Consider the following 14,165-nt stretch of genomic DNA (forward strand, 5'->3'; position numbering starts at 1 on the left):
GGCCTCCTTACAGTCTGATTATGTCGTCTTTTGTAACGACCGAGAACGGTGAAAATGTGAAGCGGTGATCGAATGCGTCGTAGAAAAGTCCGCCGAAAACTGCTCCGCCTTCAAGATTTCCGGCAATGAGCTTCAGCGTGCTGCACGCATCTGTGTAGAATTCACATTCTTTAAGTGCGATCGTCTCGTCGCCGCACTTCATGACTCCGTGGCCGTCTTCTGCGTATTCTATCGAGTCAAACTTTATAAGGACTGCCGCGTAAGGACGTGACAGAGTATTTTTAAGTTCGTTTTTCGCTTTCTTTACAGCTGCGGAAATGCTTTCTTCCGCCTTTTCAAGCACTTCTTTGTAGTCGCCTGCGACTGCAGGGGATGACTCAGCGCTTTCCCAGCGTATTCTCCGGTTGAGTGAGCCCGGGTACAGGTAAAGTTCCTTCACACTGTATACTTCAAAGCGTGCATCCGCTGATTTTATGTACTTTGCCGATTTGTACGGAATAATGTTCTCAGTGCGGAAAATATCGCCTGTGCCGAGGTCCATCCAGTAGCCTTCGTCAGTTACGCTCTGTCGTACTTCGTCATTTACATGTGTGAATGAAAGCTCGATGAGTCTTGTGTTTTCACGGTAAAGTCCGAGTTCCTTAAGCTGTGTCAGCTTCCAGATGCCGCCCATTTCCTCGTAGAGAATGCTGTCCTCAGGAAGGACTTCACCCGATTCCAGTTTCGAGTCGATGTATGCACGGCTTTTCTTTATAGACGAACCCAGTCGTACACACAGGGCGATTATGTTGTTTGTCTCCCTGTCGTCCGGTTGTTCGGAAAGCTGGTTTACCGCCTTTATGATCGTGTTCATTATCGCCTGCGGTTCAGGAAGATAGTAGTCACCGAGCTGCTTGGCAAGTGCTGCGTACTGGCTGGCTGCAGCTTTGTTCACGGAACCGATACCGTTTTTAAGTATGTCGTGTACGAAGTTTTCGGCAAGGTCAAGGCCTTCACGCTGTTTCTTCAGCTTTTTGGCTGCGGCTGACTTGTTCGGCTTCGGAGCGGCTTTCGGGTTTTCTGCAGCTTCTGCCGCCTTTTCGGCACGCTTTTCTATTTTTTCACGTTTTCTTGCAACGTCTTCAGGAACTTCTTCGGTCGTGAATGTTTTCTTAGCGGTCCATTCACACATAAGCGCGAGGCAGTGTTTGCACGGTATCTGTCGGCTCGGGCAGGAACAGCGGAAAACCGGTGTTTCACCTGAACAGTCTACCGATGAGTTGTAAGGTTTACTGCCGCTTCCGTAGCAGTCTCCGAAAATAAGTGTGTTGTCTGCGGTGATGCAGAGCTTTTTGAATCCGCCCTGTTTCGATATCTTTTTTGCGTTTGCAAGTGCGGATGAGTTGATAGCAGAAGAATTGATGAAATCTTCGGTTATGATATTTACGTCAGCCATATTGACCTCCCTATAGATAAAATATACATATATTTTATCACAAATGGGTACGGGTTTCAATTATTTTTACTAAAAATTATATATTAAATTTTGCTTTGTCAGTATAAGTTGCTGTATAAGTGCGGAAAAACGTACCCGAAAGGCTGCATTTCGGGTGCGGGTTTGCAAATGTTTAATATAAAAACAAAGGTTTCCACACAGTTTTCAACAGACGGTTGAAAACTGTGTGGAAACCTGTTTGTAAAAAGTTTAAAATAAGTGTGCTTTGTGATGTGACCGTGGGTTCCCACAGTTGAAAAATAAATGGAGGGAAATTTGCAACTGTGGAAAACCCGGTGAGCCGGCTGGTGTCATATTATGACATACGGCTCTTCCGGTCTTATGAATTCGATGCGGTATTTTGCACCGATGATGCTGTCACGGTTAAGATATTCAGTGATGCTGTTCTCAGCCATTCTGTAAAGACTTCCGTACAGACCGCCTGCTATAGCCTGCTGTTCCATCCGGTAATTCTGGCCTTCACATGTGTCTGTAAGGTCAGAGTCTGTTATAGGGTTGAAAAAGTTGTCCTGAACGTTTTCAAGTTCGAAGGAATCTTCGTCAATTTCGTGTGAGATGATATATGCTTCCGGGAAAGTGATACGTATGATGTAATTGTCATCATCGTTTTCAACAGTAATGTTTTCAGCGTCGAATCCGGCTGTTATGATCCCTTCGTAGGAAATCGTAAATGACTTTTTAGTAAGCGGAACACCGAAGTCCTCTATAGTGGTTCTGTTGTGAAAAGCTGCGGTGTTGCTGTAACGGTAAGCGTACGGCTGAAACTTAAGATCTTCATAGATGTATGAATCAAGAAGCTCACGGCTGAGTGTTTCCTTAGGCGCCTGTGTGGTAGTCACCGCGGTTGTTACGGCTGTTTCCTCCGTGGTCTCAGGTGCTGCGTTTTCAGCGGACTGTTCTGCTGCAGCTGCAGCAGGATCTGCTTCGATCGTTCGTGTCATTGCGTTTATATTGCTCTGGTAGATCATGTTGTCGCTTCGGTTCAGAAAAAATCCGGCAAGGAAGCATACGCATCCGGTAACGGTGAACCCGAGAGCAATGATCAGTCTTCTGAACCATCTGAACTGCTTTGTTTCTATGTACGCGTCAAGTGAGTCAGAAAATTTCCTGAAAAAGTTTTTCATCCTGTCATTGTCCTTTCTGTTATCATATTCGTTTGCCTGTATCTTCTGCAGATACAGTTCCGTTTATTCTACACTTTGATGATAACATAAGGAGACTGTAAAATCAATTAAGATTCAGTTACAAAGGTGATAAATTCCAGTAACAAAAGAAACAGAAACATTAAGGAGGATACATATCAGGATTCGGATCCGGTTCTTCAGATTTCCGGAGAGGCGGTAAGGCCTGGAAAAGATACAAAAAACACCGCCACGCAGGTGTGACGGTGTGTGTGTTTACTGGAACATCATTCTGTATCTGTTCGGTGTGTATGCGGTATTCTGCTGAAACAGCCTCATGAAGTATTTTTCGTCCTCGTAACCGCACTTTGATGCGATCGCAGTTATACTCATCGAGGAAGTGCATAAAAGATATTTGGCAAGAGTTATTTTGCTCTTTATGCAGTCCTGGTGATAGCTTATTCCGAAATATTTCTTGTATATGTTGCGGAAGTAGCCTGTGCTGAGACAAAGCTTCTGGCAAAGTTCATCGGAATAATGAGCTTCGGAAGGCTCGAGGTAGATACTGTCACGCAGATTCTGAAATTCTGAAAAATGAGGAAGTCTCTGCTGGGCGGTCCTTTCGGCCGCTTCGGCTTTTATCCTGTCGTTCATCCTGTTCACGACTGTATCGTAATCGAATCCGGCTGAACTGAAAGTGTCTGAAATACATACAAAAGAGTTTGTTCCGTATTCTGAAATATAAGTTGTTGCATGAAGAAGCATGCAGCTGAGTTTGTCAGTCAGTTTTTCCGCGTAATTATCCGGCAGATTGCCGAAAGCAGCGAAGGCGTAAGTGTTTTCCGATATGCGTCCGCAGAGTTCGTTGCGGTTCAGTGTGAGTGATTTCATAATGTTTGAGATCTCACTCAGAGTCACCAGTCTCGATTCGTGATTTTCAAACTGGATGTTCTCGGAAAAGAGCTCTGTTTTAAGCATAATAAAGCAGATGCTGTTGTCCTGTGCTGCTGAGGAAGCGGCGCGTTTTACTGCACTTTCAAATCCGGAACGGTTGAGCATTCCCGTGCTCGTGTCATGCTGCGGTGAAAGTCCGCGGCACTGTGTGAGATAGTTCAGGTCATTCTTAAGCCTCAGCATTTCAAGTGCATTTGAAACGGTTCTGAGCCAGTAGCGGAAAATCGAGTCATATGTGTTCGGATTCCGGTAAACTGTTACGATATATCCGAAGTATCTGTCCCTGAAAAACAGCGGGTTGAAATAGTATGCACAAGGCTCGCTGCAGTAGGAGAGTATTGCGGAAATATCATTTTCCGTAACAAATGAGGTTTTATATTCGTTGGTAAAATCATTTTTAATAGTATAGCAGTTCATAACGGCTCCGGGCGCGCTCTCATCGGGTTCACTGTTATACCAGTCCTCAAGGAGACAGAGGTACATCGCATCAAGATCCCTGACCATGTATGTAAAATTTGAGAGAGTAGTCACATAGTCACTCATTGAAGTACATACGGTCAGCCTTTCTGCAAAATCGCTGAAAAGGTTGAAAAAACGGTATTTTTTCTTATCCTTTTCTTCGTTCAGTTCGTTTCTGTATTCCTGGCGGCAGATGCCGCAACCGCATGTGTCTCCTGTTATGAAATTTCCCCTGAAAGAGATCCTGGAGGTGTTTGCTGTGTGGTTTATCTTTGAATAAAGGATGTTTACCGCTTCTGCTCCGAGGGCAAATCTGTTTCTGCGGTATGTTGACAGAACAGGGTAGTGGTATATCCTTTTCAGAATATATTCGTAGCCGGCTACGCGGATCTCGTCAGGAACAATTATGTCATGTTCAGAGAATTCATCGAGCAGACCGTAGGCCATGTAGTCATTGGCACAGACAACTGCTTCAGGTTTCCTGCGTTCACCGTTTATGTACTGGTTCGCAAGTGCCTTTCCGGAAGTCATCCAGAAATCGCCGTAGATCACTTTGCTGCTGTCAAACGGTATTCCGTGCTTTTCGAGCGAACGTTTGTATCCTTCGACACGCAGGGATGATACTTCCATATCAGGCCGTCCGGTAAGAATGTCAATATCTCTGCATCCGTGGCAGTCGATCATGTGGTCGGTGATCTCTTCAGTGTCAGCAATATCGTCAGTGTTGATGACTTCGAAATGATCGCGCATAAGGTCTTCACCCGGTGCCCCGACAACAACGACCGGTATTTCCGGGCGCTTTTCCAGTGTACCTGCTATTTTCTTCTGCAGGTCGGAGTTGATTATGGCTTCTGCTATGAGTATGAATCCGTCAAAGCCTGATGTGTTCAGAAGCTCATAGATATTGTTTTCCTTCCGGCAGTCGATAGTAAATAGTGATTTATCAGGGTTGTATATGTTCGAAATAACAACTGTATCAATGTTCAGTCCCTTAGCCTGTTCAATAATCCCTTCCATAATGCGACGCTGCTCTATGTCTGATGCCTGTGCAGCTACAACTCCGAAAGTAAGTCGCTTTTTCTGCATAACAATCACCTCTTAAATGTTCATAAATGAAAAACCGTCTGTTTACACCAGTATGCCGGTTGCTGATTATGAACACTGAACGTCGTTTTTTACGCCATTACAATCCTGATTTACGTACAATTATGTCAATGAAATTATAACATATAAAGCAAATGAGGTCAATACTGAAATGTGCGTTTTATCTACCAAAATGTGCGGAATGTGGGTTGCTTAAATTTATGTTAAATGATAAAATCAGATTAAAGTGGGTCCTGTTTTATGTTATCGTTTTCCGAACAACCATCAAACAAATTTTGTGAAATTCGAAAAAATATGTAAGGTTCTTCAGAAAGCCAAACAGATCCTGCAGTGAATTCCCCCAGTATTTCAGTCGCTGCAGTTTCTGAATATACTGCTCCGGCGCGAAAAGCAGGAGCGCAGGATGTGAGACGAAATATTTACAGTAAAAGTGGAAAGGATTTGTGTAAGTATGGTTAATTTTAAAAAAAATGTTGAAGTCAGGCGTTGCAGGCCTGACAGCAGCGACTATGGTCGCTGGAATGGCTGCTATGTTACCGGGCAGTGATAATGCTGAAATAGCTTCAGTAAAGGCAGCTTCAACTGCAACAGTAGATCTTTCAAAGACATATCAGTACATCCGCGGATTCGGCGGTATGAACCATCCTGAATGGCAGAGCTACAACGGCGGCGGCGACATGAAGGATAATGAGATCCAGACAGCTTTCGGAAACGGAGCTAACCAGCTCGGACTTACAATTCTCCGTATTTTCGTAAGTGATGACAAGAATGCATGGAAGAACGCAGTTCCTACAGCTCAGAAGGCTCAGAAGCTCGGTGCTACAGTATTTGCAACACCGTGGAACCCTCCGGCAAGCATGCGTCACGGCGGCGGCAAGCAGCCTACAAGTGGTCTGTACGTTCTCAATGACGGTGCTGAAGGTTCATACGCACAGCATCTTAACAGCTTTGTAAAGTACGTTGAAAGCCAGGGCATCAACCTTTACTCGGTTTCAGTTCAGAACGAACCTGACTACTCACAGGAATGGACATACTGGTCACCTGACCGTACAACAAACTTCATTGCCAACTACGGTGCAGCAGTAAAGTCAGGCACAAAGGCAAAGCTCATGTCTCCTGAAAGCTTCCAGTACGGCTACGAAGGATCAGGACACGGTAAAATGTACTACAAGAAGATCATTCAGAACTCAAAGGCTATGGCAAACTGCGATCTTTTCGGTACACACTTCTACGGAACACAGCGCAGCGGTATGGATTATCCTACAGTTGAAAACAGCGGCAAGGAAATCTGGATGACTGAGGTTTACGTTCCAAACTCAAAAGCAAACTCAGCAAACAACTGGCCTGAAGCAGTTCAGGTAGCAGAAAATATTCATAACGGTCTCGTTGTAGGTAACATGAGTGCTTATGTATGGTGGTACATCCGCCGAAGCTACAGCCTTCTTACTGAAGACGGCAAGCCTTCAAAGCGTGGCTACATGATGGCTCAGTACTCAAAGTGGGTAAGACCTGGCTACAGAAGAACTGAAGTAACAGAACAGCCTCAGAACAACATCCTCGTTTCAGCATATAAGGGCGACAGCAACAAGGTTGTTATCGTAGCTGTAAACAAGGGTTCAACAGAAGTAAATCAGGCATTCTCAATCAGCGGTCAGACACTCAAGAGCGTTGACAGATACAGAACTACAGGTTCAGAAAACCTCGCAGCTACACTCGGAATGAACTGCAGCGGCGGCGGATTCAATGCACAGCTCCCTGGAAACTCAGTTTCTACATTCGTATGTACAATAAACGGCGATCACGGCACAAAGAGCAACGGCAGTACAACTCCATATGTAGCAGAACCTCTCAAGCCTGATTCAAACGGTTACTACTACCACGACACATTTGAAAACGGTCTCGGTGACTGGGAAGCAAGAGGTTCAGTAAAGACTGAATCAAGCGGCAGAGCGCCTTATGCAGGTACAGAAGCAGTAGTTGTTTCAGAACGTACAGCATCATGGAACGGTATCCAGAGAAATCTTGACGCATCAACATTCAAGGCAGGCGGAAAGTTTGCTTTCAGTGCATGTGTAAACTTCCTCGATGCAGACGTTGACACTGAAGAATTCTCACTCACACTCCAGTACAAGGACAAGGAAGGTACTGCAAAGTACGCTAACATTGATACAAAGACATGTACAAAGGAAAACTATGTACAGCTTTACAATCCGGAATACACAATTCCGTCTGATGCAGCATCAGATATTCAGCTTGTAGTTGAATCAGTTAACGGAACAATGAACTTCTACGTTGATGAAGCTATTGTTGCAAAAGCAGGCACAGCTATCAACGGACCTGCAGAAAAGCCGGTAGTTACAACAGCAGCTACTACTGAAGCAACAACAGCTGCCACAACAGAAGCAACTACAACTGTAACAACAGTTACAACACCTGCAGCAACAACAGCAGTTACAACTACAGTTACAGAACCTGCACCGCAGAACACAAAGGGCGATGCTGATAACAACGGTTCAGTAAATACAACTGATATCGTTGCACTCATCCAGCACCTTGTAGGCAAGTCAGATCTCAGCAGTGATGGATTTAAGAACGCTGATATGAACAGCGACAACAAGCTTTCAGTTATCGATCTTATTATGCTCAAGAATGCTCTTTCATGATAAAATCGCATGATTTGTATGGTTTGAGCGCTATATTTGAATACAAATTATAACCGTACCGGTTCCGCGTTCAGCGGGACCGGTATTTTTTTGAGCAAAAACTGCATGAATGTGTATTTTATCTACCAATTATGTGAAATGTGGGTTGTAACTATTTCAAATATATGATATTATAAATACATCAAAGGGAAATGTACACAAACAGATTTCAGTCATATTAGTGATATCATTACATTGTGTATTTTATTTCTTCTGGATCTCAGATGTACAATATAACGAAATTATCTTTAAGCCTCTTAAATTTTTATATAAGAACCAACAAAAATCCTCAGAAAGCAAAAACTTTCTGAGGATTTTTGTTTGCCAGGCAGTCAGTTTGAATGTTTATGAGAAATTTGTTTGTGCCTGTTTGCGTACAAATTTGTGACGAAAGTGTGTTTTATCCACTAAATATATAATTTATGGGTTGTCTGCTGTTACAGTACATGGTATTATTAAATTACAAAATTGCGTTATTAAAGAAAGTTATTGTGCAAATCGCAGATTAGTTAAATAAAAAAGAGAAGTGTATGGCTGGTGCATTATTCTCTGACTGTGATATGTACGCATCGCATTACAGATAAATACAGCGGGTGTACAGTCTGCAGTAACTTTTTTAAAAACCAATTTGCCGGCATGAACGAAATTTGTCGCGATTGGGCCGGGTTAGGATTTTTGTATATAGATCGAAAAAAGTTTATTAAGAAAAAGAAAGAAAAAAACATAAGTATTCATATTTTCATTATAGCGCAATTTGCTAAGGAAGAAATCCAGACATATGTATTGGAAAGGATGTTTTAAAATGGTTAATTTTAAAAGGTTCTGCGCTGCTCTTTCCGCAATTGCGCTCACTACAGGCACATTTGCGGTATTTCAGACAACGTCTGTCCAGCAGCTGTCAGCAGATACGGTTTATGCCGCAAAGGAATCCGAAGCAAATGTATTTGAGGAAAGCGGAATATTCGGACTTTACCGAAATGCAGATGCTAACGGTTATTACATGTACTACGATATGGAAGGTGATACAGCAGCTTTTTCAGCGCGCGGCGGCTGTACGCTCGGAGCAGGTGATGCCTATAAGGGAAGCAGAGGCCTTGGAGTTTCAGGACGTAAAGAGGAATGGAACGGTATTATGATCCCGCTTGACTCTGCATCGTTCACAGCAGGAAATGAATATTCTTTCTCGGCGGCTTACATGGGCAGTGAGAATGCAACATTCAAAATGACTCTTCAGTACAGCCTTGCAGGCGGAGAGAACTACGATGAAATAGCGAGCAGTGCGGCTTCAGCCGGCAGTTATGTTGTGCTTTCAAATCCTTCCTACAGGATCCCTGACGGCGCATCGGATCTGGTGCTCGTGTTTGAAACGACGGATTCACCGTGTGACTTCAGCATCGATGAAGTTATCATTGCAAAGGCTGGTACAAAGCCTGAAGGACCGGCGGCGGAAAACAATGCAGCTGCCGGCGACCTTGACGGCGACGGAAAGATCTCCGTTGCTGACTTTGTCCTTTTAAAAAGCGGAATGCTTAACGGTTGGGCTGCAGCCGCAGCAAAGAATAATGCCGATGTGGACAGAAGCACTGAAGTAAATGCAGAAGATGCACTCAATCTTCAGAAATATCTGCTTGGTACGATCACAGAATTCCCGGACAATGCTCCGGAAGTTCCTCAACAGCCGGAACCGACTGCTGAACCGACGGCGGAACCAACAGCAGAACCGACTGCGGAACCTCCAAAGCCTGCATATAACTACAATGCAGCACTTTCATTCAAAGAAGCACCGGGCAATTACTTCAACCCGTGCCAGCAGGCCGGAAAGATAACTAAGGAAACTTACACCGGCGTCAACGGAGGCAATACCTGCAACGTTTATACCCCGTACGGCTATGATCCGTCAAAGCAGTACAATATCCTTTATCTCATGCACGGCGGCGGAGAAAATGAAAACACCATTTTCTATAACGACGATGCAAAGATGGCAAACATGTTCGACCACATGATCATGAACGGCGAACTTGAACCTCTTATCGTAGTGTGCCCGACATTCAACAAGTGTGAAGCCCAGACATTCTATAAGGAATGGCTCCAGAGTCTCATCCCGTTCATTGAAGGCAAGTATTCGACATATGCAAAATCAACATCACAGGCTGACCTTAAAGCTTCAAGATATCACCGTGCATACGGCGGTTTCTCGATGGGATCGGTTTCAACATGGGCAGGCATGGTACACGGAGGTCTTGATGTATGCGCTTACTGGTTACCGCTCAGCGGCGATCACTGGGAAGGCCAGGGCGGTTACGGCAAGGCAAAGTCAGTGGCAGATGCTATCCATGCTGCAGGACTTAAGCAGAACGAATACTTCATCATGTGTGCAACAGGTTCAGATGATATAGCTTATAAGAACGTAACACCGCAGATTGATGAAATGAAGAAGATGAGCGAATTTGTTTATACTTCTGATCTTTCAAAGGGTAATTTCTACTATCTTGTAGCCCAGGGCAAGACCCACTGGTGGGGATATGTAAGACATTACGTCTATGATATTCTTCCTTCGTTCTTCCACGAAGGAAACTGATCATGATTTGTATTATTTTTTGTTTAGCCTTTATTTAAATAAATCCCGAATGATTCTCCCCCCTCATGGTGTAACATCTGGGGGGGATTCGTTTGGAATTCAGTATTTACGTGAGGCGCGTACCTGCCTGTGTGTGTTTTCTCCACTTTTATCTTCAGAATGTGGGTTGAGACAACTGTACAAATATGGTATGATTTTAATATAAAATGCGTGGATTGTGTAAATAAATTGTTTGAGATTATTGTGTAAGATTATTCAGAGTCGCTGAATGTCTGAAAAATATGAAATGACTGATATATCAGTGCTCCTCTGAATTCAAACCGAATCTGAACGGAGGAATCTTAAATGTGTAAAGTTAAAAAATCAGTAAAAACAACAGCTGCGCTGTTATCAGCAGCTGCTGTACTTACGTCTGCGGTCGCTCTGCCTGGCAGCAACAGACCAGATATGACAGCTTCTGTACTTGCAGCCGGCCAGATCGCTAACCCTGTCATCTGGGCAGACGTTCCGGATGATGACATTATCCGTGTGGGCGATACCTATTATATGGTAAGCACTACGATGTACTTCAGTCCTGGTGCTCCGATAATGAAGTCCAAGGACCTTGCCAACTGGGAGATCTGTAATTACGTATTCGATACGTACGCTAACGGTGATGTTCAGAATCTCAAAAACGGCAAGCACGACTACTCTCACGGACAGTGGGCTACCAGTCTTCGTTACAACGAGAAGAAGAAAAAGTACTACGCTTTCTTCGGAAGCTACGGTTCAGGCAAGTCGTACATCTGCTCGACAGACGACATCGAGAACGGTGAGTGGTCACGCGTTGAGCTCAACGGTATGTATCACGACGCTTCCATGCTCTTCGATGACGACGGAAGAAATTACCTCGTTTACGGCGCAGGCGGCACCTGCAACATCAAGGAATTCAATTCGGATATGACAGGCTGGGCTCAGGGCGCACAGGAAAGGCGTCTCTTCAAGACCAACTTCAATAACCTCGCAGGTGAGGGATGGCATATCCACAAGATAAAAGGCTATTATTATATTCTCGGTATCGCGTGGCCTTCAGGTCACGGCAGACTTGAGTTCTGTTATCGTTCCAAGAGCCTCACAGGCAACTGGGAGAACAAGACCCTCCTCGATTCAGGTCTCGGTTCATACGGCAGCGGATGCGCACAGGGCGGTATCGTTGATACTCCTGACGGCAAGTGGTACGCTCTTCTGTTCCAGGATCACGGCTCGGTAGGACGTATTCCTGTTCTCGTTCCTGTAACATGGCAGAACGACTGGCCGATGATGGGTGTTAACGGCAAGGCTCCTCTTACTCTCGACCTCAGTGCTTCAAAGGGTACCGACGTTGCAGGTGATGACAGCTTCGACTACAGCTCCAACGACCTTGCGCTTGAATGGTCATGGAACCATAACCCTGATAACACAGCCTGGTCTGTAACAGAGCGTCCCGGCTGGCTCCGTCTGAAGAACAAGAATATGGCTTCACATCTGCTTAATGCAAGAAATACCCTCACAATGCGTACTGAGGGCCCTGCATGCAGCAGCTACATCAAGCTTGACGCCACTAATATGAAGCCGGGCGACTACGCAGGTCTTTCGGCATTCCAGCTCAAGTACGGCTGTATCGGTGTACGCGTGGACGACAGCGGTAACAAGAAGGTATATATGTCCGTCAACGGCGGCAGCGATGTCGCTGGCACATCCAACAAGATAGTTGCCGAGCAGAACATGAGCGGCAATGAGGTTTACCTCAAGGTAGACTTCAAGTTCGCAAACGTGAACTCCGACGGAAGCTCTTCCAACAACATAGACAAGGCTAACTTCTACTATTCGTTTGACGGCCAGAACTGGAACAAGCTCGGTCAGGAACTCTCGATGAGCTACGACCTCAAGCTTTTCACAGGCTACCGCAGCGGTATTTACAGCTATCCTACCAAGTCTACAGGAGGCTATGCTGATATCGATTTCTTCGAGTACGAACGCCAGATGTGGAACGGCTGTGACGGCAGCAAGGCACTCAGCGGTTCTCCTGTGGTTCTTGAGCCTGACGAGAACGGCTACTGGTTCCACGATACATTCGAAGACGGAACAAACAGCTGGTCGGGCAGAGGCGCAGCACAGGTTTCATCAAGTGCTTCCTCACATCAGGCCGGCAGCAAGGCACTCAGCATTTCAGGACGTGAAAGTTCATGGAACGGTGCCCAGAAGGTTCTGAACAGATCAGTATTCAAGGCCGGCGAAGAGTATGCATTCAGCGCATGCTTCAACGCTCCGGAAGCTGATGAACCGGTTGAATACAAGCTCACACTCCAGTACACTGACGCAAGCGGCGAAACAAAGTACGACAAGGTGGCTCAGGAATTCGGCAACCCTGGAGAATACGTTCAGCTCTATAATCCGAGCTACAAGATACCTGATGGTGCTTCAAACGCTTACCTTATCGCTGAAACAATTGATGGTACAATGGACTTCTTCATCGATGAAGCTGTTGGTGCTGTCGCAGGAACAGCCATTACAGGACCTAAGTCAGATGTCAAGCCTGCTACAACTGTAAAAGGCGACCTCGACATGGACGGCAAAGTTACTATAGCCGACCTTGCAGCACTCAAGAGCGGCGTTCTTAACGGATTTACAAACAAGAGTGCCCAGAAGAACGGTGACGTTGACAACAGCTCAAAGACAGATGCTTCTGATGCTCTTAATCTTCAGAAATATCTCCTCGGTGTTATCACTTCATTCCCTGACAATACACCAGCTGCACCTGCACAGTCCGAACCGGTTCAGAATGCTCCGGCAAAGTCAGCATACGCATACAACGCAAACCTTCAGTACAAAGCTGCACCGGACAGCTACTTTAAGCAGCCTGCAAACCACGGTACAGTAGTCAAGGAAAACTATACAGGCATAAACGGCAACAAGAACATGTACGTTTATCTCCCTTACGGCTATGACAAGTCAAAGAAGTACAATGTCTTCTATCTGATGCACGGCGGCGGGGAAAGCGAAGAAACATGTTTCAATGACAACAACATCAACATTGACATTATGCTTGACAACATGATCGCAAACGGTGATATCGAACCGATGATCGTTGTAACTCCTACATTCAACAAGGCTCCGAGCGCTGACGGCGTGTGGGAGGAAATGCGCAAGTCAATTATCCCTTACGTTGAAGGCAAGTATTCAACATATGCTGAGAATACAAACATTGACGGGCTCAAGGCTTCAAGATATCACCGTGCATACGGCGGATTCTCAATGGGCGGCGGTTCAACATGGGCTAACTTCAACAACAACCTCGATATCATCGCATACTTCATGCCTCTGTCAGGTCACTGCTGGGACGGTGCCGGCAAGGTAATAAATGCAGCAAAGAACTCAGGATTCAAGAAGAACGAATACTTTGTACTCGCCGCAACAGGTACTGAGGATATCGCATACGGCAACATGGTTCCGATGATCAACGAGCTCAAGAAGAATACAGACGTATTCACATACACAGCTGACTTCTCAAAGGGCAATCTCTTCTTCCTCGAAGCGAAGGGCAACGTACACTGGTGGCCGCAGGTTCGTCACTACATCTATGACGCACTTCCATACTTCTTCCACGAAAATCAGTGATAAAGAACTGATTCTACGGAACACGGAGATTCCGGAAAAAAGCTTTCATATCAATTATTATTCCATTTAAATTATAAAAAAACGACCCGCAGACGATTTTAGTTTCGCCTGCGGGT

6 protein-coding genes are annotated in these 14,165 nt (G+C 45.2%); 3 read left to right on the forward strand and 3 right to left on the reverse strand.

Annotated features, from left to right (window positions below; genetic code table 11):
• Positions 1-7 precede the first annotated feature (7 nt).
• From CC97_RS14855 to CC97_RS14865, 3 genes are all read right to left on the reverse strand, one after another.
• Positions 8-1,435, reverse strand: a complete 1,428-nt coding sequence (locus tag CC97_RS14855) for a hypothetical protein (protein WP_044975854.1) — start codon at positions 1,433-1,435, stop codon at positions 8-10.
• A gap of 350 nt (positions 1,436-1,785) precedes the next feature.
• Positions 1,786-2,619: a DUF4230 domain-containing protein gene (locus CC97_RS19075; RefSeq protein ID WP_049962944.1), complete on the reverse strand. Its 834-nt coding sequence runs from the start codon at positions 2,617-2,619 to the stop codon at positions 1,786-1,788.
• Between the two features lie 273 nt (positions 2,620-2,892).
• The gene (locus tag CC97_RS14865) at positions 2,893-5,115 is read right to left on the reverse strand and encodes a substrate-binding domain-containing protein (RefSeq protein ID WP_044975856.1); all 2,223 of its coding nucleotides are present in this window, start codon (positions 5,113-5,115) and stop codon (positions 2,893-2,895) included.
• 488 nt (positions 5,116-5,603) lie between these two features.
• Between CC97_RS14865 and CC97_RS19080 the strand changes: the two genes are divergently transcribed.
• From CC97_RS19080 to CC97_RS21105, 3 genes are all read left to right on the forward strand, one after another.
• The gene (locus CC97_RS19080) at positions 5,604-7,796 is read left to right on the forward strand and encodes a carbohydrate binding domain-containing protein (RefSeq protein ID WP_049962945.1); all 2,193 of its coding nucleotides are present in this window, start codon (positions 5,604-5,606) and stop codon (positions 7,794-7,796) included.
• Between the two features lie 841 nt (positions 7,797-8,637).
• Entirely contained in the window at positions 8,638-10,413 is a 1,776-nt protein-coding gene (locus CC97_RS14880; protein ID WP_049962946.1) for a carbohydrate binding domain-containing protein, read from the forward strand.
• A 345-nt stretch (positions 10,414-10,758) separates the two neighbouring features.
• Positions 10,759-14,049: a family 43 glycosylhydrolase gene (locus CC97_RS21105; RefSeq protein WP_049962947.1), complete on the forward strand. Its 3,291-nt coding sequence runs from the start codon at positions 10,759-10,761 to the stop codon at positions 14,047-14,049.
• Positions 14,050-14,165 lie beyond the last annotated feature (116 nt).

It is taken from the genome of Ruminococcus sp. HUN007 (assembly GCF_000712055.1).
GTDB lineage: Bacteria > Bacillota > Clostridia > Oscillospirales > Ruminococcaceae > HUN007.